18 protein-coding genes are annotated in these 19,818 nt (G+C 67.5%); 10 read left to right on the top strand and 8 right to left on the bottom strand.

The annotated features are described in order from the left end of the window. The first annotated feature begins 32 nt into the window (after positions 1 to 32). Both ACSQ2B_RS08795 and rpmB read left to right on the top strand, forming a co-directional pair. A complete protein-coding gene (locus ACSQ2B_RS08795) occupies positions 33 to 1,079 on the top strand; it encodes a phosphotransferase family protein (protein ID WP_436049064.1) in 1,047 nt (348 codons plus the stop codon). Between the two features lie 399 nt (positions 1,080 to 1,478). After that, positions 1,479 to 1,778: a 50S ribosomal protein L28 gene (rpmB, locus tag ACSQ2B_RS08790; protein ID WP_436049062.1), complete on the top strand. Its 300-nt coding sequence runs from the start codon at positions 1,479 to 1,481 to the stop codon at positions 1,776 to 1,778. 203 nt (positions 1,779 to 1,981) lie between these two features. Here the strand turns inward: rpmB and ACSQ2B_RS08785 are convergent, their stop codons facing one another. Next, on the bottom strand, positions 1,982 to 2,743 hold the full coding sequence (locus tag ACSQ2B_RS08785) for a dienelactone hydrolase family protein (RefSeq protein WP_436049061.1): 762 nt from the start codon (positions 2,741 to 2,743) through the stop codon (positions 1,982 to 1,984). 156 nt (positions 2,744 to 2,899) lie between these two features. Next, entirely contained in the window at positions 2,900 to 3,343 is a 444-nt protein-coding gene (locus ACSQ2B_RS08780) for a pyridoxamine 5'-phosphate oxidase family protein (protein WP_436049059.1), read from the bottom strand. Between the two features lie 355 nt (positions 3,344 to 3,698). On the opposite strand from ACSQ2B_RS08780, the gene ACSQ2B_RS08775 reads away from it, so the two are divergent. Beyond that, positions 3,699 to 4,475 carry a helix-turn-helix domain-containing protein gene (locus ACSQ2B_RS08775; protein WP_436049057.1) on the top strand — a complete coding sequence of 259 codons (777 nt, stop codon included), beginning with the start codon at positions 3,699 to 3,701 and terminating at the stop codon, positions 4,473 to 4,475. Here the strand turns inward: ACSQ2B_RS08775 and ACSQ2B_RS08770 are convergent. Continuing rightward, the gene (locus ACSQ2B_RS08770; protein WP_436049055.1) at positions 4,472 to 5,716 is read right to left on the bottom strand and encodes an alkyl sulfatase dimerization domain-containing protein; all 1,245 of its coding nucleotides are present in this window, start codon (positions 5,714 to 5,716) and stop codon (positions 4,472 to 4,474) included. The two genes, ACSQ2B_RS08775 and ACSQ2B_RS08770, sit on opposite strands and share 4 nt — an antisense overlap. 207 nt (positions 5,717 to 5,923) lie before the next feature. On the opposite strand from ACSQ2B_RS08770, the gene ACSQ2B_RS08765 reads away from it, so the two are divergent. From ACSQ2B_RS08765 to ACSQ2B_RS08745, 5 genes are read left to right on the top strand one after another with little or no spacing between them, the layout of a single operon-like run. Further along, positions 5,924 to 6,928 carry a zinc-dependent alcohol dehydrogenase gene (locus ACSQ2B_RS08765; RefSeq protein ID WP_436049053.1) on the top strand — a complete coding sequence of 335 codons (1,005 nt, stop codon included), beginning with the start codon at positions 5,924 to 5,926 and terminating at the stop codon, positions 6,926 to 6,928. Positions 6,929 to 6,987: 59 nt separating this feature from the next. Further along, positions 6,988 to 8,142, top strand: coding sequence for a sulfotransferase family protein (locus ACSQ2B_RS08760; RefSeq protein ID WP_436049051.1), 1,155 nt, complete (start codon positions 6,988 to 6,990; stop codon positions 8,140 to 8,142). A 3-nt stretch (positions 8,143 to 8,145) separates the two neighbouring features. Next, positions 8,146 to 8,937 carry an SDR family NAD(P)-dependent oxidoreductase gene (locus tag ACSQ2B_RS08755; protein WP_436049049.1) on the top strand — a complete coding sequence of 264 codons (792 nt, stop codon included), beginning with the start codon at positions 8,146 to 8,148 and terminating at the stop codon, positions 8,935 to 8,937. Between the two features lie 29 nt (positions 8,938 to 8,966). Then, positions 8,967 to 9,803, top strand: a complete 837-nt coding sequence (locus ACSQ2B_RS08750) for an NAD(P)-dependent oxidoreductase (RefSeq protein ID WP_436049047.1) — start codon at positions 8,967 to 8,969, stop codon at positions 9,801 to 9,803. Between the two features lie 60 nt (positions 9,804 to 9,863). Then, complete coding sequence (locus ACSQ2B_RS08745) at positions 9,864 to 11,165, top strand: MFS transporter (RefSeq protein WP_436049046.1); 1,302 nt, start codon at positions 9,864 to 9,866, stop codon at positions 11,163 to 11,165. Between the two features lie 89 nt (positions 11,166 to 11,254). Here the strand turns inward: ACSQ2B_RS08745 and ACSQ2B_RS08740 are convergent, their stop codons facing one another. Beyond that, complete coding sequence (locus ACSQ2B_RS08740) at positions 11,255 to 11,509, bottom strand: hypothetical protein (protein ID WP_436049044.1); 255 nt, start codon at positions 11,507 to 11,509, stop codon at positions 11,255 to 11,257. A 430-nt stretch (positions 11,510 to 11,939) separates the two neighbouring features. Between ACSQ2B_RS08740 and ACSQ2B_RS08735 the strand changes: the two genes are divergently transcribed. Continuing rightward, entirely contained in the window at positions 11,940 to 12,194 is a 255-nt protein-coding gene (locus tag ACSQ2B_RS08735) for a hypothetical protein (protein WP_436049042.1), read from the top strand. After that, entirely contained in the window at positions 12,191 to 12,745 is a 555-nt protein-coding gene (locus ACSQ2B_RS08730) for an NUDIX hydrolase (protein ID WP_436049040.1), read from the top strand. The genes ACSQ2B_RS08735 and ACSQ2B_RS08730 overlap by 4 nt, the downstream gene beginning before the upstream one ends. Positions 12,746 to 12,803: 58 nt before the next feature. Here the strand turns inward: ACSQ2B_RS08730 and ACSQ2B_RS08725 are convergent, their stop codons facing one another. From ACSQ2B_RS08725 to ACSQ2B_RS08710, 4 genes are all read right to left on the bottom strand, one after another. Next, positions 12,804 to 15,101 (bottom strand): TonB-dependent receptor, encoded by a 2,298-nt coding sequence (locus ACSQ2B_RS08725; protein ID WP_436049038.1) that lies wholly within the window; start codon positions 15,099 to 15,101, stop codon positions 12,804 to 12,806. A 66-nt stretch (positions 15,102 to 15,167) separates the two neighbouring features. Then, a complete protein-coding gene (locus tag ACSQ2B_RS08720) occupies positions 15,168 to 15,596 on the bottom strand; it encodes a DUF2946 family protein (RefSeq protein WP_436049036.1) in 429 nt (142 codons plus the stop codon). A gap of 149 nt (positions 15,597 to 15,745) precedes the next feature. Beyond that, positions 15,746 to 16,207: a MucR family transcriptional regulator gene (locus ACSQ2B_RS08715; protein ID WP_436049034.1), complete on the bottom strand. Its 462-nt coding sequence runs from the start codon at positions 16,205 to 16,207 to the stop codon at positions 15,746 to 15,748. A gap of 156 nt (positions 16,208 to 16,363) precedes the next feature. Then, on the bottom strand, positions 16,364 to 19,543 hold the full coding sequence (locus tag ACSQ2B_RS08710) for a PAS domain S-box protein (protein WP_436049033.1): 3,180 nt from the start codon (positions 19,541 to 19,543) through the stop codon (positions 16,364 to 16,366). Between the last annotated feature and the right edge of the window lie 275 nt (positions 19,544 to 19,818).

Genomic DNA, 19,818 nt, shown 5'->3' with positions numbered 1-19,818 from the left:
GATCCTGGCGCCGCCGCCATAGGGACGGACCGATGCCAGATGTGATTGTGGCGCCCGAAGTGCGGGACCTTACGACGCTCTCGCGGCAGCTCACGGCCTGGCTCGGCGCCCAGCTTCCGGAGGCCCAGGACATCCGGCTGGAAAACCTCGCCTATCCCTTCGGCGCCGGGCAGTCGCACGAGACGATCCTGTTCGACGCCAGCTGGACGGCGCGTGGCCGGCCAGAGGCGCTGGGGTGCGTCGTGCGCATCAAGCCCGGCCGCCACACGGTCTTTCCCGACGACTTCTTCGAAGAGCAGTACCGGGTGATGCGGGTGATGCATGACGGCGGGCGGGTGCGGGTGGCCCGGCCGCTGTGGTTCGAGCCGGACCCTTCCATTCTCGGCGCACCCTTCTTCCTGATGGAGAAGTGTCGCGGCCGCGTCGCCGTGAGCGTGCCGCCCTACGCCCAGGCCGGCTGGGTGGCGGAGGCGACGCCCGCCCAGCGGGCGAAGATGTGGGAGAACGGCGTCCGGCAGCTGGCGGCGATCCAGCACACGCCGCTCTCCGCCGTCCAGTTTCTGCGGGGTCCTGACGGCGCGCGCGAGGGGCTGCCGCAGGAATGGGACAAGTACGTCCGGTTCGTCGCCTGGCTCAGCCGCGACCGGCCGTGGCCGGTGCTCGAGGCGGGGCTGAAGCGGCTGGCCGACCGCTGGCCGGCCCACCAGCCCGCGGGCGTGGTGTGGGGCGACGCGCGCCTCGGCAACATGATGTTCAACGACCAGTTCGAGGTCGTGGCGGTGATGGACTGGGAGCAGCCCTCGCTGGGCGGGGCGCTGCACGACCTGGCCTGGTGGCTGTTCCTGTCGAACATGATGCATGGCGAGGCGCCGGGCCGGCCGCATCTGGAAGGCATGGGGACGCGCGGGGAGACGCTCGCGCTCTGGCGCGAGGTGACCGGCGTCCCGACCGACGACATCGAGTGGTACGAGGACTTCACCGCCCTCAAGATCTCCTGCCTGTCCATTCGGACGGCGGGACTGAAGGGACTGCCGCCGCCGGACGAACAGGCCCTGGCGCGACGTTTGAAGCTGGTCTGACGCGCCCGAGCGCCAATCAGCTCATCAGGCTTGAGTTGGCCACCCGGCAGCTCAAGACCATCTGGCCGGCGCTTCAGGCGTCGGCCTTTTTTTGTCCGGTGTGAGAGCTGTGCGGCCCAGCTGGCGTCGCCCGTCCTCATTTTGGGGAATGGCTGGAACGGCAGCGAAACGAATCGGGTCCGAATCAGCGACATCGGCCGATTCAGTCTTTGTTCCGTACGACATATTGTGGGTCGAGTCGGTCGGAGCCACAACAAGGTCGCCTGTAACCACCGGAAGCGCGCTGTTAGACGCCAGCTCGCCTTGACGCGGCGGGTCGCCTTCCTCTATATCGCCCGCTTCCCGCACGGACCGTCTGGTTCGTCGCTTCCTTTTTCCCTACGCGAAGGTTCTTTCGCCATGTCGCGCCGTTGCGAACTCACGGGCGTCGGCCCGCTGGTCGGCCACAATGTGAGCCACTCGAATATTAAGACCAAGCGCCGCTTCCTGCCGGCCCTGTCTCCGGTCAACCTGCAGTCCGATGCGCTCGGCCAGTCGTTCAAGCTGCGCATCCGCAATGCGGCCCTGCGCACGCTCGACGCCCGCGGCGGCCTCGACGCCTTCCTGCTGAAGGCTCGCGACGAAGAACTTTCGTCGCGCGCGCTGAAGATCAAGCGCCAGCTGAAGGCCAAGCTCTCGGACGCCCAGCCGGCCGCCTGAGCCTAAGACCAAGTGTCGTTCCGAAAGGGCCGCCCGCGAGGGCGGCCCTTTTGCTTTGCGGCCGGTGTAGCCCCCTCCACCCCTTCGGGGTCCCCCTCCCCCAGCGGGGGAGGAGAGTCGAGGTTTGCAGCGCCCTTCTCCTCCCCCCTTGGGGGAGGGGGACCCCGAAGGGGTGGAGGGGGCCGCGCCGCCCCCGCCGGAGCTTAAGCCGCCACCGGCGCCTTCAGCGTCTCGCCGAACAGGGCCAGCATCTCGCGCCAGTGACGCTCCGAATGCTCCTTGTCGTAGACCGGCAGGTCGTCGGGCGCGTAGCCGTGCAGGGCGCCGCGATAGATGGTGACCTCGGCGTCGACGCCGGCGTCGCTCATCGCCTGGCGAAGCGTCACGAACTGGTCCTCGGTGAAGTAGGGGTCCTGGTCGGCGCCGGCCACCAGCACCTTGGCCTTGATGTTCGGGGCCAGCAGGTGCGGGCTGTCGGGCTGGTCGGTGACCACGTGGCCTGCGTGGAAGGCTCCGGCGGCGGCCACCCGGTCGGGGAAGGTCCCGGCGGCCCGGAGCGCGAACGTCCCGCCCATGCAGTATCCGGTGACGCCGATCTTGTCGGCCCTGGCCTGCGGCTGCTTGGCCAGCCAGTCGAGGAAGGCGCTGGTGTCGCGCATCCCCATCTCCGCATTGGTCGAGCCGATGAACCTGCCGAACAGCGCCTGGCGCTTTTCGGGGTCGGAGAAGACCTCCGCGGGCACCATCGGCTCATAGCCGCCGAGCCGCCAGAACATGTCGGGCAGCAGCACATAGTACCCGTTGGACGCCAGCCGCTTGGCCATCTCGAACATCGTCGGGCGGATGGCCAGTCCGTCCATGTAGAACAACACCGCCGGCCAGGGGCCCGCTCCGGCGTCCGGCGTGAAGACGAAGGCGCGAGCGTCTCCGTCGGGGGTGGGGATGGTCACATCCTGCTGGCTCATGGCTTTCTCCCTTATGCCGACGAAAAGTTTATGCCGAGCAGCTCTTCCCGCGCGACTGAATCTCTTGGGACGTCGTGGAAACGGCTCGGCATAGCATCGGGCTGGCAAGCCCGCGCCGATGATGCAGGTCGACGCGCTGCTATCGGCATTCCGAGCTCAATAGTAGGCGCCCAGCTTGGAGTGGTCCCAGCTCACATACTTGAACGGTGTGAAGCGGATCAGAACTCGCTTTTCGAGCGACGCCTTGACCTGGTCTCGCATGGAGGCGCTGAGGCTTGCCGACAGGTCTGGGCTCGCGCGGATGAGCTGCATGCCTTCGGCGATCGCCGTGGGATCGTCGATGATCTCCGCATCCGCGTAGGCGATCACGGACTTCAGCTCCGCATAGGTCTCGCCGCTTTCCACCAGCAAGGTCGCGCGGGGATCCCGCTGCAGATTCTTCACCTTCTGGCTCTTGCGGAAGGAGGTCACGAGGATGCGCCCCTGATCGTCGAGGCCGTAGTCGAGCGGCACGGGATGCGGCATGCCGTCGGGGCCATTTGTGGCGACGATGACGCGTACCCGAGCGGCGAGGTAGTCTCGGATTTCTTGGGCGGTCATTTTGATGAGTTCGCGGCGTGACGGCATCCGTTCCCTTGCGTCTTTCTTGTAGGCGGTCTCAGGCGCACGGTGGGTCGCATCGTGGCGGCCAGCCGCGAGTTGCTGGAGCAAGGCGCAACCTAGCCGGCGTCTGTGAGGCGAGCAGCATTGAGGAGCTCCGGCGATGAGTCGGATTACGGTCGGTGAGGCGGAAATCCGTTCCGCCCTCGACGCCGAGGATAGGCGCCCGATGCAGGTCCTGTCAGAGGGAGCCGCGCCAGCGCCGACGGCTAGGATGACAATCAGCGCCGAGCTCGAGCTTCCGTCCGCTCGAATTCAGCTCGCGCGCCTGAACCACGACCGCGGGTGCGAGCACATGTTTCGCCGCGACAATCTGTTCTGGATGGATATCTGCCTGACGCCGCGGCGGCCGAACGAGCGCGCGCGCTATGTCGACCGGTGGGGACCGCATCGCTTCTCGCCTCTGGGCCCGGTCATTGCGCTGCCGCCGGGAGAGACCTTGCACATGGTGAGCGCGGGCGGCCGACGCACATCCTTGATCTGTCAGCTGCCCGCCGAGGCCGTGCAACGCTGGTTGCCGGAGGATTTCGAGCTCACCGATCGCAGGCTGGAGGCGTGTCTGGACATTTCCAGCGCCACGATCCGCAGCCTTCTGCTCCGCCTCGCCCAGGAACTGCACGACCGGGCGGCGGGGTTTGAGGCGCTTTGCGAGGCGATCGCCTCCCAGCTATCCATTGAACTCGCACGATATCTGATGGCCGCGAGCGAGGCGGTCGATACCGGCGGTCTCGCGTCCTGGCGCCTTCGGGTCATCGACAGCCGGTTGGCGAAGCCGGGCGCGGCGCCGACGCTCTCCGACCTCGCAGCCCTGTGCAACATCTCCGTGCGCCAGCTGACGCGCGGCTTCAGGACAAGCCGCGGCTGCTCGATCGGCGACTATATGGCGCAAAGCCGCATCGAGACGGCGAAGCGGAGGCTCGCCACGGGGGAAGGCATCAAGGCGATCGCCACCTCCATGGGCTACGCCTCCCAATCCACCTTCACCTATGCATTTCGGTGCGCCACCGGAGTGACCCCTCGGGAATTCCGGACGCGCGTGCTGCGGGGAGGGGACACGGGGCCTCGCAGTTAAACGTCCAGATCCCGGATCTCCGCGGCGATGGACATGCGCTCCCAGAGGTTCTTGCCGCCGGTCTGTGCGAGCAGCAGGGTGAGCGCCTCGCGCTTCACCTGGCGGGCGAGCTCGGAGCCCGGCTCGGCGGCGAGCGCGACGTCCAGCAGGTGCAGCGCCTCCAGCGGCTTCTCCTCGGCGACGAAGGCCTTCGCCCGCTCGGCCAGACGCTCGGCGCCGCCGGCCAGCTCGGCGATGGCCGGGGCGACGCTGGAGGCCCGCACCCCATAGAGCTCGGTCAGGCCCCGGGCGGGGTCGTACCAGCCGGTGTACTCGTGCCAGATCGCCCGCACGTTCCAGGCGACCTTGCCGTACTCTTCGGTGAGGGTGAGTTCCGGCGGGGTGCTGATCTCGCGCATCAGGGTGCTGAGATCCTTGCCTGCGTTCATGCCCTCGACAGTGCGGTCGTGCACCCACTGCACGGAATCTATGATGCGGGTGACCTCGCGCTCGATGTGCTCGGCGCCGCGGATCTCCTCGTGGCCGGTGAGGACCAGCTCGGGCTTCAGCGCCCGCAGCGTCTTGATCGAGTCGATGAACTGCAGCGCCCAGCGGGGCTTGTCGCCGCGCAGGGTGTTGAGGTTCGGATGATTGCCGAACAGCGGGCCGAACAGATTGCCGACGACGGCGATCTTCTCCTCGGGCAGCCAGACGATCACCGCCGAGCGCGTCTCGCCGCCGGGCGTGTGGATCACTTCGAACCGGCGACCGCCAAGCACGAAGGCCAGGCCCTCGTCGCCGATCAGCAGGTCTGGCGCGACCTCCTTCGTCGGCGTGATGTCGCCGAGATTGCGGGTGATGCCGCCGAACACCCGCCCGGAGCCGCGCCGGTAGTGGGGACTGAGCACCTCCGAATAGACCCGGTCCTCGGGGTAGGTCTTGTGCGCCACGACCAGGTTGTCGGGGGTCTTGTAGACCTCCAGCCCGCCGTACTGGTTGGCGTGGCTCTGGGTCAGGATGATGTAGCGGATCGGGTTCTTCGAGACCTCGGCGAACTGCTCACGCCCGCGCCGCGCGTCGCCGAGGGTCCCGGCATTGACCACGACGTCGCCCTCCGGCGTGGTCAGAAGATAGCTGTTGCCGACGCCCCGGCTCTCCCAGACGCCGGGCGCGCGCTCGATCGCCTTCGCCTGGTCCTCGCCGGATTTGATGAGCTCGGCGACCTTCAGGCCGTCGTTCGAGAGGCTCGGATCAGCGGTCATCTTCGGCTCCTTCGATCAGTCCTGGATTGTTCGGCCGACAGGATCGTGAGGCGCAACCTGCTCGTGACCGTTGGAGCACGACAGGTGTCGGGATCGGCCGGCGCTCCACAAAGGGGCCGGGCAGCGACAACTGCCCTGTCTTGCTGCGCGCCGTTTAAGGGCGATGCTCCATCCCAACAGAAAAGCGGACCTCACAGGGAGGAAACGATGAAGGTGGCGGTTCTGCACGGGCCGGGCGATCTACGGCTCGATGACGCGCAACGCCCGACGGCGGGCCCGAAAGACCTGGTGATCAAGGTCGCCGCGGCGGGGATCTGCGGCACGGACCTGCACTTCCGCCACATGGGCCCGCGCTTCGACGCCCCCATGGCGCTCGGTCACGAGTACGCCGGAGAAGTCATCGAGATCGGCCCGGAGGTGAAGAGCTTCAAGATCGGCGATCGCGTCGCCTACAACTCCAACAACAGCCCCGCGGACATGGGCCGCGGCGGGGAGTGCGGCGGCTTCTCGGATTACGTCGTACTGCGCGACGTCGACGACCAGACCCAGGCGCTGTGCCGCGTGCCGGACAACGTCAGCCTGGAGCACGCCGCCCTGGTCGAGCCTCTTTCCGTCGCGGCGCACGCGGTCAACCGCGCCGATCCCAAGCCCGGCGAGAGCGTGGCCATCTTCGGCGTGGGCCCGATCGGCCTGGGCGTCGTCGTCGCGCTGCGCCTGAAGGGGATCGAGGACATCATAGCCTTCGACCTCTCGCCGCTGCGCCGGGAGCGGGCGGTGGCCCTGGGGGCCAGGGCGGCGTTCGACCCGCGCGAAAACCCGCCGGCCGAGATCCTCAAGGAGCTGCGCGGGACGGGCGCGATCTGGGGTGTCGAATACCCCAAGACCGACATCTATTTCGAAGTCAGCGGGGCGCCAGGCCTGCTGTCGCAGATCGCCGACTTCTGCATGAAGCGCAGCCGGATCATCACCGTGGCCATGCAGCGCCACACGGTGACCTTCGACGGCACCAAGCTGATGAGCAAGGAGATCAGCGTCATCGGCGCGTCCGGCTATCCGACGGAGTTCCCGGAGGTCATGGGGGAGCTGGCGGCCAAGGTCGTCGACCCCGAGGCGATGATCACTCATCGCTTTCCGTTCTCGGACTTCCTCCACGCCTTCGAGGTCGCCGACGACGCCAATGGCGCGGCCAAGGTGGTCCTGACGTTCGACTGAACTCGCCGCCGCCGTCTCATTCCCCAATCCGGGCGATCGCCCATTCTAGTGGACGCAAAATGTCACTGACCTTCGACGACGTCGTCAACGCCGCGCGCGAGAAGACCGGCGGCCTTCCTGATCCCGACATCGACTCCTGGAAGGAGGGCCTGGAGATCCTGGTGAAGGATCACGCCCAGGCCGACCGCTTGACCGAGCGCGGCTGGGGGATCGTCAAGAACCGCTACGTCGATGCGCTCGCCACGCGGATGCAGGTGGACGACTACATTCGCAAAAACCCGGCGGTGGCCCAGGCAGAGGTGAAGCGCCCGGTCTTCATCCTGGGCATGCCGCGGACCGGCACGACCGTAGCCAGCTACATGATGGCCGCGGACCCGGCGAACCGGTCGATGCTGCGCTGGGAGGCCTACAACGTCGCGCCGCCAGCGGCGCCAGGCGCTCTCAAGAGCGATCCGCGGTGCCTGGCCGAGGTGGCCAAGGACGAGATGATGCTCAAGGCCAATCCCAAGACGGCCGCCGCGCACTGGGAGCCGGGCGATGGGCCCACCGAGTGCGTCCACCTGCTGGCCCAGGATTTCCGGTCGCTGATGCTGGCGGTGATCGCCACCACGCCGACCTATCACGACTGGATCCTGTTCACGGACATGGAGACCGCCTTCGCCCACAGAAAGCGCGTGCTGCAGATCCTGCAGAGCACCAACCCGGGGCGTTGGGTTCTGAAGATGCCCTCGGACTCGCTGTTCATCCGCCAGCTGTTCAAGACCTTCCCCGACGCGAAGGTGATCTGGACGCACCGCGACCCCTACGCGACCTTCGCCTCGTCCATCAACATGCGCGGCGGATCGCGGCCGATCTTCGAGAAGGACGAGGGCCGCGAGTACATGCGCCAGCGCTTCCCGCTGCAGATGGCCATGCACCTCGCACGACCGCTGGAGGTCGCCAAGGAGCGGCCGGGCGACATCTACAACCTCTACTACGACGACATGCTGGCCGATCCGCTGGCGCAGATGAAGAAGGTCTACCGCTGGCTCGGCGACGAATGGACCGAGGCGACCGTGACCGGCATGCGCCAGTGGCTGCAGGAGAACCCGCAGAACAAGCTGGGCAAGCACACCTACTCGCTGGCCGACTGGGGGTTCAGCAAGAAGGACCTCGAGCCCTACTTCTCCGACTACCTGCGCGTCCACCCGGTCGCCACCAGCACAGAGGCCTGATCCATGACCCGTGGACTTTTCGATCTCACCGGCCGCGTCGTGCTGGCCGCCGGCGCCAACAGCGGCATCGGCCTGGGCTTCCTGATGGGCTGCGCCAGGCAAGGCGCGGACGTGGTGGTCTGGGGCCGCCGCGCCGACCGCAACCTCGAGGCGCTGGAGAAGCTCAAGGCGGCGGGCGCCGGGCGCACCCACCACGAGGCGGTGGACGTCGCCGACGAGGCGGCCGTGCAGGCGGCCTTCGCCTCGACCGTGGAAGCCCTCGGCCGGGTGGACTGCGTCTTCGCCAACGCCGGCTTCACCTCGCGGGCGCCGTCCTTCCCGGACATGACCAGCGAGATGTACCACGAGTTGCTCAACGTGAACCTGCACGGGGCCTTCTACACCCTACGTGAGGCGACCCGGCACATGCGCGACCGGGCGCAAGCCGGCGACCCCGGCGGTTCGCTGGTGGTCTGCGGCAGCCTCTCCATCTTCCACGGCATCCAGGGGATGGAGCACTACGCCGGCGCCAAGGGCGCGCTCGCCGCCATGGTCAAGGGCCTCGCCGTCGAGATGGGCCAGTACAAGGTGCGCGCCAACATGCTCGCGCCCGGCTTCATCATGTCGGAGATGACCGAGGGCGCCGCCCAGGTGCAGGGCATGGTCGAACGCTTCTCCGCCATCACCCCGCTCGGCCGGCCGGGCTATCCCGACGATATCGAGGGGCCCGCCGCCTATCTCGCCTCCGACGCCTCGAAGTTCCACACCGGCGACATCCTGGTGATCGACGGCGGCCGGACGGTGAAGTCGCTCTGATCGGCGCATCGGGAGAGAAGGGACTTCAGATGGCGCAATCCGACGATCGGCCAGTGTGCGGCTTCATCGGCCTGGGCAGTCAGGGCGCGCCGATGGCGCGTCGCATGATCGATGCGGGCTTCATCACCTACCTCTGGGCCAGGCGCCCTGAGACGCTCGAGCCGTATCGCGAGACGGCGGCCCGGTTCGCCGGGTCGGTCGCGGAGCTCGGCGCCGAGGTCGATCACCTGGGGCTCTGCGTGGTCACGGATCAGGACGTACGCCAGGTCTGTGATCAACTGATCCCGGCGATGCGGCCGGGCAGCCGCATCGCCATTCATTCGACCGTGCATCCCGACACCTGCCGGGCGGTCGAAGCTCAGGCGGCCGCGCGCGGCGTGCGGATTATCGATGCGCCCGTCAGCGGCGGCGCCCCGGGGGCGCAAGCCGGAACCATGGCGGTGATGGTGGGCGGAGATCCGGCCGATCTGGCCGCCGCCCGCCCGGTGTTCGAGACCTTCGGGCGACTGATCGTGCATCTCGGGCCGGTCGGCGCCGGGCAGCACGCCAAGCTGATCAACAACACGCTCATGGCTGCAAACCTGGGCCTGGCGAACAGCGCCTTGGAGGCGGGCCAAGCCCTTGGAATGAACCAGCAGGCGCTCGTGGAGCTGTTGCAGGCGAGCAGCGGCAGAAGCTTCGCCCTTGAGGTGCGCGGCCGAATGACCGATCCGACCAGCTTCAGCCATGGAGGGAGCCTCCTCGCCAAGGACGTGCGTCTCCTGGGCGAGGTCCTGGGCCAGACAGATCCGGCGTTCGCAGGGTTGCGCGACGCAGCGCTCCCCTTTCTCGACATCGTGCTCGAGGGGCGCGCGAACAGATACTGACTCCAGGGCGCTCCGGGGACTGAGTTCGGCCCCGACACGACCGCAGCAACAGGAAGCTCCTTGCATACCCCTTCGAACCCGGATGAAGCCGCGGCTGAATGGCGGGCGCACTGGCCGCTCGTGCTCGCCGCGATGGCGGGCGTTTCCTTCTATTCGGTGGGCAGCTACACGACCGGCCTCTTCATGGAGCCGCTGGGGCGGGAGTTCGGCTGGAGCCGCGCGCAGATCTCCATCGGCCTCACCATCACCTCCCTGATGACGATCCCGCTGTCGCCTGTCGTCGGCGCGGTCATCGACCGCTGGGGTTCACGTCGGCTGGCGATCCCCGGCGTGGCCCTCGCCATCGCGACGATCGCCGCCTTCGGGCTCGCGAACGGCAGCATCGCGCAATGGATCCTGCTCTGGACCCTGTTCGGCGTCGCCTCGCTGCTGATCAAGACGACCGTCTGGACGGCGGCGGTCTCGGGCGCCTTCAACGCCGCGCGCGGGCTGGCGTTCGGGCTCGTGCTCGGCGGCACCGCGGTCACCCAAACCATCGCGCCCGTCATCTCCCAGCAGCTCATCGACCACTTCGGATGGAGGCAGGCCTATTTCTGGCTCGCCGCCGGCTGGGGCGGACCGGTGCTGCTCCTCGTGATCCTCTTCCTGGTCGACAGGGCCGAACCGAAGGCGCGGGATCAGGCGGTCTCCTCGGACCTGCCCGAGCCCGTCAAGCCGCCAGCCGGCCTGGGTTTCCGTGAGGCGTTCCGCAGCATAGCGCTGATCCGGATCGGCCTTTCCACGCTCATCACCATGTTCGCCACCGTGGGGGTGCTGATCCACCAGGTGCCCATCCTCACCGAGGCCGGCGTGACCCGGGAGCACGCCGCCCTGCTCGCCGGCCTCGGCGGGATCGCCGGCATGGTCGGCAAGCTGGTCACCGGCTGGCTCAGCGACCGCATGGACGGCGGGACCGTCGGTGCGATCACCCTGAGCTCCACGGCGATCGCCTTCGTCCTCCTCCTGGAGCCTCTGCGCTCGCCCGCCCTCATCGTCGTGGCCATGGTCATCATCGGCTACGCCTCTGGCACGAAGCTGCAGATCTCGGCCTATCTGACGAGCCGTTACGGGGGCCTGCGGAACTTCGGCAAGATCTTCGGCGTGATGGCGAGCCTGATCGCCGTCGGCGGCGGCATCGGACCGGTGGCCGCCGGCGCGATCTACGATCACTTCGGCAACTATACGCCCTTGCTGCTCGCCGGCATTCCAGCCTGCCTGATCTCCGGTCTGCTGATCTTTAGGCTCGGGCCCTACCCGTCGTGGAGCGGAGAGCCGGCTCAGGCTGAGGACGCCGATTCGGCCGCCCTCGCGCGCCCAACCTAAGCGTCCGTTCAAAAAGAGCCGATAGAGGCCGGCGCCGTCTACGCGGCCTTGGCTATCCGGGCCGCACGCTGCTGCACGGCATGTTCATGCTACGGCGGGTTCGGCGCCTCGCCGGCGACGTGGTCCGCCCTCCGAGCCGAGCGCGCGACGAACTCACGACCGGCTTCCGTGATTTGGCAGATGTAAGGTGAGTTGGCCTGCCGGTCCGAGCGACCCACGAAGGTCACGAGCCGTTTGTTGATCAGGCCGGGCGCGCTCAAGAACGGGACCTCGCCAACGCCGTCCAGGGCTTCGGCCAAGGCGATCAGGGCGCGTTTCTGCGCCGCACCAACCTGTCGCGTCATACGATGCTCCGTCCCACGGGCCCAGGGTTCTAATTCAGAGGGCGAGTGTCAACCCTTTGGAAAGCCAAGGGTCCTCGTTCGATCTCGGCAAGGTCGTTTCGCATGCAGTTGGTGGTGCAGCAATCTCTGCGGCGCGACGCCGGCGACATGGAGCCCTCCGCGCTTCGTCGGCGTTCGCCGCGAGCTGCAAGGTGGTTCACCCGCCCCGGCGCACGTCGGAGAAACCGCCAGCATCCGGGACGTCGACCTGTCTTTTGAGCGTGGCCATCTCGGCTCATCCCTACAGGCTTCATCTCTTCGCCGGGGTGGTCGGTTCCGGCGGCAGGAATTGAAAAGCCTCAGTGGCGCCCGCCTATGAATCTAAACCTATCCGTGTTATGTTTATGAAACACAACTGCCGAGATCACCCTGAGCCCCGGAGAGGGACCAAATGGTGGTAGTCATCAGCGTCGCGCGCGTCGGGACAAAATGGGCGGTCCAGCACTGTGGCGGCTATCTCGGTCACACAAGTTCGCTCGAGGAGGCGACCTCAATAGGAAAGGATCTCGTGACTTGGCTTAAGGGCCAAGGTCGGCAGGCGGAGCTGATCGTCGGCGAGACGGGATCGTTCGCTGCGCCGCCTCCTCAGATCGCGAAGACCGGGCGCGAGGGCGAACGCCAGCCGGCCTCAAGGGCGGCGATGTGAAAAAGCATTCGATCGACGCCGAGCGCCCGCCGCGGGTGCAGTACGCGGCTCTGCCATGGCGTGCAAACGATGGCGGACGCCTCGAGGTCCTGTTGATCACCTCGCGCGGGACTCGCCGATGGGTGATCCCCAAGGGCTGGCCCATCAAGGGGTTGAGGCCGGAGTCGTCGGCGGCGCGCGAGGCCTTCGAAGAGGCCGGCGTGACAGGCATGCCGGCGGCGGCGGCGCTCGGCGGATATGGCTATGCCAAGGTCTTGCGCAGCGGGCGGACACGCGAGGTGCAGGTTTCAGTTTTCGCCCTCGAAGTCACGCACGAAGCGGAGCGTTGGCCAGAGCGCGAGCAACGGGAAAAACGCTGGGCGCCCCCCGAGATCGCGGCGGAGCTCGTGGACGAACCGGAACTTCAGCTGCTCATCCGCAGCTTCGTGGCGGGAGCCCTGAACCGCTGCTGCTCAGGGGGCGTCGCGGGGCAGGCTGTGCAGGAACTTGCTGCGATAGGGCTCGTGGCGCCCCGCGCGAAAGGCGACGCCGCGTCAGCCGGCCCCGCTTAGATTCCCCTGCTCGACCCGCGCCGGCGCCAGTTGGCAGCTCCATGTTGTATTTCGCGGCTCACCGCTTCCACTTCAGCTCGACCATGACGGTCCGCTGCGTATAGGGGTGGAAGACCCAGGCCTTGTCGTTGTTCAGGTTGTCGATGCCGACGCTGGCCTGGACCTGATCGTTGATGTCCCAGGCGAGCTTGGTGTCGACGATGAAGAACTCCGAGGTGTAGCCGTAGGTGTCGCCCCGCTGGGAGCCGGTCAGGTCGCTGTTCGGCCGTGAGGCGTAGCGGAAGCCGACCGACAGCCGCAGCGCCTCGTTGATCCGGTAACGGGCGGCGCCGTTGATCCGCCACTCGGGGATGCGCGGGAAGCGCACGCCCTCGGAGTCCGGCAAGGCTCCGTTCTTCACCGTCCGGGCGTCGATCCAGGCGACATTGGCGTCGATGTCGAGGCCGGGGACCAGCACGTCGCTGGCCTCGCCGATCAGTTCGACCCCGTATTGGCGCACCACGTCGATGTTCTTGAACGAGGAGGTCACCACGCCGAACTGGTTGAAGCCCTGCAGGCTGAAGATCGCGTCTTCGACCCGCTGGTAGAACAGGCTGCCGGTTATCCGCACCGGGCCGAAGCTGTGGCGCACGATCAGGTTGGCGTCGCGCGAGCGCTCCGGCTTGAGGTTGGGATCGAAGCTGTTGGGATCGAAATTGCCGAGGCTGTCGAGCCTGCCCTGGAAGAGCTCGCCCACGGTCGGGAAGCGCGTGGCGGCAGCCAGGCTGAGCTGGGTCCGCCAGCCCGGCGCGATCTCCCACTGCAGGGAGACCTTGGGGCTGATGGCGTCGTCGTCGCGGTCGGCGTAGCTCTGCAGCCGGGGCGCGCCGGCGACCAGCCGGCCGACGCCGCCGTCGAACGCGCGCCAGCGGTCGTAGCGCACCCCCGCCGTCAGGCTCAGGTCCGGGGTGAGGGAGATCTCGTCCTCGGCGAAGACGCCGATCAGCGAGGTCTTGCCCAGGGTCTCGGCCGAGAAGGTCCGGCCGGTGGCGGCCTTCCAGCTGGCGGCGCCGAAGGTGGTCTGGTCGGTCTCGTAGAGGTTGCTGTTGAGGCCCACGGCCACGGCGTGTCGGCCGAAGGCCCGCTCGGCGGTCAAGTCGCCGGTCCACCAGCCGGTCTCGCCCTGGTTGGTGAAGGTTCCGGCTCCGTTGGAGATTCCAGTGGTGTAGCCGCTGGACGTGCGCGAGCGCTGCCGGTCGATCCAATAGTGGGAGAGGTTGGCCGAGACGTCCCAGCCGGCCAGCGGGCCGGCGAGCTTCAGGCCCGCCAGCATCTCGCGCCGGTCGGAAAGGCCCAAGGTCAGGCCGGACGCCGTGTAGGTTTGGCCGCCGACGACTACCTTGCCCTCGTAGACCGGCCCGCCGGAGGCGTCGCGCAGATAGGTGGTCGGATTGGTCTGGTCGGAATCGGTGTTCCACAGCACGAACAGGCCCTGGGCCGTCCAGCCCCGGCCGAAGTCATAGCCGACGCGGGCGCGGACCTGATCCTGGATCGTGTGGTCCGGCGCATAGGCCCCGGCCACCGGCGTCTTGAGGATCAGGTTCGGGTCGACCACGGCGCCGCTGACCGGCGCGCCGGTCCCGATGGCCGCCGCGAGCTGGGTCCACTGCATCGGCTGGCCCATGTTGTCGAGCCGGCGGTAGCTGATCCGGCCGCTCCAGGGCCCCTTCGCCTGCTTCCCGGCGAGCCCGGCCTCGAAGGTGTAGCCGTCGTAGGTCTTGTCCGTGCCGTACTGCTTGTAGGGCTGGGCGAAGACCTGGGTGATGACGAAGGCTTCCCGGCTCTCCGGCGCCTGGGTGGTGATCGAGACGACGCCGCCCATGGAGGCGCCCGGATAGCGCGCCGAATAGGGCCCGTAGACGATGTCGAACTGTTTGACCTCGCCGGGACCGACGACGCCCCACTTCGGCGGGAAGGCGAAGCTGTTGCCCAGGAAGTTGGAGACCACGAAGCCGTCGACCATCACCAGGCTGCGCGCCGACTGGGTGGAGTGCGTCCCGCGGAACCCGGGCACGGCGTTGGCGTCGCCGATATAGCGTTTGCGCACGAAGAAGTCGGGCGCGTACTTCATCAGGTCTTCGACATTGACGGCGTTGATCGCCTCGAACTCGGTCTTGCCGAGCGACACCGAGAGCCCCCGCGGCTCGACGGTGATCGGCTTGTCGCTGCGGCCGACGACGATCACCTGATCGACCTCTGCGGCGGCGGTGGAGGCGGCGGCGTCGGCCAGGGCGGCGGTGGGAAGGAGAGCCGGCGAGAGCGCCAGGGCGGCAAGAAGCGCGCGCGCCGAACAGGCGCCGCGAAGGTCGAGGGACATGGGATTCCGATCGTCGGACAGCATGGAAGAGCCGGCGCGCAAAGGCGCGCCGGCGGCGGGATGCGATCAGACGAGGATCGGCGGGCCGGTCGTGGGCGGCGGCGGCGCGGGGAGGCCGAGGCCCGGCCGCTGATAGGCGAAGGCTGCGGCGGTGTCGCCGACGGTGGCGAAAGCCGGCCCGGTGACGGCGTGCGCGATCGGCGCGGTCAGCGGCGCGGCCACGCCGGCGAAGGCGCAGGGGTGTCTGCCTTGGGACTTGTCCGCGGGCTTGGCGGGGGCTTTCTTGCCGAGCTTACGGACCTGTCCGTCCGTGTCGACGGCCACGGTCATCGCGCCTTGGCCGGTGCAGATGACGAGCGTCGGCAAGCCGCCCTGAACCGTCTGCGGGGCGACCATGAAGCCGCCGGGGACGAGGACGCGCATGGCGAGCGCGATCACCGCGAGGGCGTAGGCGCCTCGCGATATCAGCTCGGCCAGTCGTGAGCCCGTTCCCATGGGGCGGCGCTATCCCAAACGCAGGCATGGATCAAGGCTAGGCCGCGTCCGCGCCCTCACGCGCTTGGCTCACGTCGGCTGCAAGGGACCGAACCGACGTCGAACGGCCCCCATGGCGGCTGCGAGCCGCGCATGGGGGCTGCTGACAGCTATGCGCCAGCGGACTTGCGGGGGGCGCGCTTGGCGGGGGCGGGCTTCGCAGCCTGACGGCCGCCTTGGCCAAGGCCCATGCTCTTCGCCAATGCGGAGCGAGCCGCAGCGTAGTTCGGCGCGACCATCGGATAGTCCTTAGCGAGGCCCCACTTGGCTCGGTAGTCCTCGGGGCTCAGGTCGTACTTCGTGCGCAAGTGGCGCTTCAGGCTTTTGAACTTCCGACCGTCTTCGAGACAGATCAGGAATTCCGGGGTGATCGACTTCCGCACCGGCACGGCAGGCGCCTGAGCTTCAACCGGGGCTTGCGTTGCGCCAGTGCTCACGCCCCGCAGCGCGTCGTGGACCTGTTTGATGAGGCTCGGCAGTTCAGTGACGGACACTGTGTTGTTGCCAACGTAGGCGGACACAATGTCAGCGGTCATTTCGATCACGCCGTTTTCGGTGTCGTTTTCGGACATAGGCTTCTCTCGGTTAAATTCGATGGGCGGACTTATACCTATTCTTGCCGAATGCCCATCAGTCTTGCTGCCGGGCGGACACCGCCAATGTCCCCGAGCGTCCAGTCACTGTTTGCTCGCCAACGACCGATCGTGCTCGGGGAACCGGATGTTCCGTCATGGCGTCTCGCCTCCGTTGAGACGCGCCAGGGCGTCGCGAAGCTCGCGCATCTTCGGCGGCTTGCCGAGCACCTCGTCGACGTGCGGCGGGATGTCGTTGTCCGCCAGAAGGCCGCGGCCCCAACCGGTGAGCAGGAGCACGGGGGTGGCCGGCGATCGCGTCTTGATGGCCGACGCGACCTGGCGACCGTCGACGCGGGGCATGCCGAGATCGGTGATCACTACATCGAACCTGCCGCCGTCATCATCAGCGGCGCCGAAGGCGTCGATCCCCGATTGGCCGTCATTGGCCGCGGTGACCATATGGCCATCGGCGCTCAGGGCGTCGCCGAGCGCTTTCAGCAGAACGGGATCGTCGTCGACCAGCAGGATCCGCATTCGCGGGGGTTGCGTCCCGGACGCGCTCTGAGGCCGGGCCGGCGTCTCCGGCGCGGGCTGGGCCGTAAAGATCAGCCCAATCGTCGTGCCCGCGCCGGGCTCCGAAGCGATGTCGATTTCCCCGCCATGGCGCTGGGCGACGCCATAGACCATGGCGAGGCCCAGACCCGTGCCGCGCTCGCCCTTGGTCGTGAAAAAGGGCTCAAGGCATCGACGGCGCGTCTCGTCGTCCATGCCGACGCCATTGTCCGCCACCTCGACTCGAACTGCGCCGTCGGTCTCCGACGTGCGGATGGTGATCGCTCCGCCTTGCGGCAGCGCATCGACGGCGTTGAACACCAGATTCACCAGGGCGTCGCGGATTTCGCTCTCGACGCCCATCATGGTCGGCAGCCCGGACGCCAGCTCCGTGCGGACATCGATGACGTCGCCGCGCTGGACGGCCATGTCGCGCCAACGCACCTTGGTGAGATCCAACACGTGCTGGACGAGCTCGTTGACCTGCACGGGGGCTGCGATCAGCGCCGACTCGCGCCGAGCGTAGAACTCGCGCATGCGCGAGATCGTGTGGCCGACGTCCTCGACGGCGCGCTGGATGATCTGGAGATGGTCGCGCGCTGCGGGACTGAGGCCAGCTTCCGTCTCGAGGATGAATTCAGTGTAGAGCGCCACGGGCGACAACGCGTTATTGATGTCGTGGGCGATGCCGCTCGCCATCTGGCCAAGCGCGCGAAGCCGCTCCTGCTGCATGACGGTCTGCTGGGACTGGCGAAGATCGTCATAGGCCGTGCGCAGGGCGCCGTGGAGGTGCGCCTGATGGAGCGCGAGCGCAGCATGCTCGCTCAGCTGTCGCAGGAACTCGCACTCTGCGCTGACAAAACCCTCCGCCGCCGACCGCGCCACGACGAGTATGCCGAACACCGTATTCTCCACCTGCAGCGGCGCCGCCACCAGTGAGCGTAGTCGGCTTTGCGCCAGCCGTTGCGGAAACGGAAAATCCAGCTTGGCGATGTCCGGCTCGTAGACGAGTTGCCCCCGCATGCATTGCGACAGGCCATTCTCGTCGAGGTCGATTCGCGCCCGTTCCGGCATGGCCAGTTCAAGCGCCAAGGCCTGGCTGTTGACGCCGACGGCGGCGACCGTGAACGCGCGGTCTAGACCATCGTAAAGGCACAGGCAGGCGAAATCGGCCGGCAGTTGGTCCTCGACGCTGCGGACCACGACCTGAAAGATGCTCTGCACGTCCTGGCGGTGGCCGATGGCGCGCGTGATGTCGTCGAGCAACGCCAGGCGTTCGAGTTGGGTCTTGAGCTTGGCTTCCGCCTGTTTGCGTTCGGTGATGTCGCGGACAAAGCCGGCGAAGGTGACGCCATCTCCTATGCGAATGGCCGTGATCGCCAGTTCAACGGGAAATTCGTGTCCATCGCGATGCAATGCGGCGATCTCGATGCGTCTGTTGAGGACGGCGGTTTCCCCGGTGGCGAGGTAACGGGCCAGTCCCTTCCTGTGACCCTCCCGGTAGCGTTCCGGCATGATGGTCTCTTCGACCGGCCTGCCCAGCGCCGCCTCGCGGGTCCAGCCGAAGACCCGCTCCGCCTGAGGGCTCCAGCCGCTGATCAAGCCGGTGTTGTCCATGGTGATCACCGCGTCCAGCGCCGTCTGGATGATCAGGCGGGTGCGCTCTTCGCTCGCGGCAAGAGCCTCTTGCGCGCGCTTGCGCTCGGTGATGTCGGTCGAGATCCCGAAAATCCCGAAGGCCTGGCCGGAATCATCCCGAAGCGGCGATTTTACCGAGATGTAGGCGTGGGGGCCGTCGTCGTGGGGGGCGATCTCCTCCTCGGTGATTGGCTGGTCCGCCGCGGCGACACGCTCGTCCATGGCGCGGAACGCATCGGCGGCTTCCTTGGGGAAGATGTCGTGGTCGCACCTGCCCACCATTGCGGCGGGCTCGACATGAAAGATCTCGGCCCAGCGGCGGTTGACCAGGAGGTAGCGCCCCGCGAGATCCTTGACGTAGATGACAGCCGGCGAGGTCTCGACAATGGCTTCGAGCAGCCGTTGGCTGTCTCGGTGGGCCTTCATCTCCCGTTCCAAGGTCTCATTCGCCGCCTCGAGCTCCGCGGTGCGTTCGAGCACCCTTTGATCCAGGTCCTCGTTCAGCCGCGCCAGCCGCGCCTCGGCGCGGACCCGTTCGCGCGACTCCCGCGACGCGATCTCCATCACCGAGAGGAACAGAACGGCGTGCGCGGCGAGCCGCCAGAGGTGCGCGGCCATCGCCGGACCATCGGCGGGTGCTCGCGAGTACAGCATGAGAAGGTTCGCGACGACCGACGTCGCGGCCATCAAGGCCACTGGGCGCACCAGCGGGTCGGCCTCTCGCATCCGCCAAGCCGATAGGCCGACGGCCGTCCAGAGGAGCGGCGACGCGATCAGGGCCGGACGCGTGACGCCGAGCGGCCCCGGAGGCAGATAGGTCGGGACGAGCTGAAAGGCCGTGAAGAGGGCGCCAGCCACGACAATGATCGCCCAGGCGAACCGAGGAAGGTTCGCATCAGCCTGCCGCATCCGCCATAGCGCGGCGCCCACGGCGATCGGGAGCGTGTGCGTCGATGGCGGCCATGTCGCCGAGCGCAAGAAACCCCGGGCCTGGGAGACCGGCGCGAGCAGGCCCGACCATTCGAAGGTCACCAGGACATGAATGAAATTGAGGACAAAGGTCACCGCAAAAGCGACGGCAAGCAGCTTCGGGAATAGGCGGACCGATTGCTGGCCCATATCCCACAACAGCAGCGCCAGCATGCCCGACAGCAGGGCCAGGCCCGTGTCCAGCATCGTGTGAAGTTCCGAATAGTCTTTCGGGCCCGCGGCCAGGAGCTCGCTGCCGACGATAATGCAGGCGAGCAACACCACGGCGGCCGCCCGGGGCAGCTTCACGCCAACGGCTGTCTCGTCCATGGTGACCCCACCTATTCGGTCACTCGCGCCGCGGTATGTCTTACCGGACCGACGCAACCATAGCTAACAGTATGGTCTTCGCATACCTCCTTAGGTAGGTTGGCGTGCGCGGTGGATTG

It is taken from the genome of Phenylobacterium sp. LjRoot225, from assembly GCF_964252855.1.
Taxonomy (GTDB): Bacteria; Pseudomonadota; Alphaproteobacteria; order Caulobacterales; family Caulobacteraceae; genus Phenylobacterium.
This window is presented reverse-complemented; position numbering and strand designations above follow the sequence as displayed.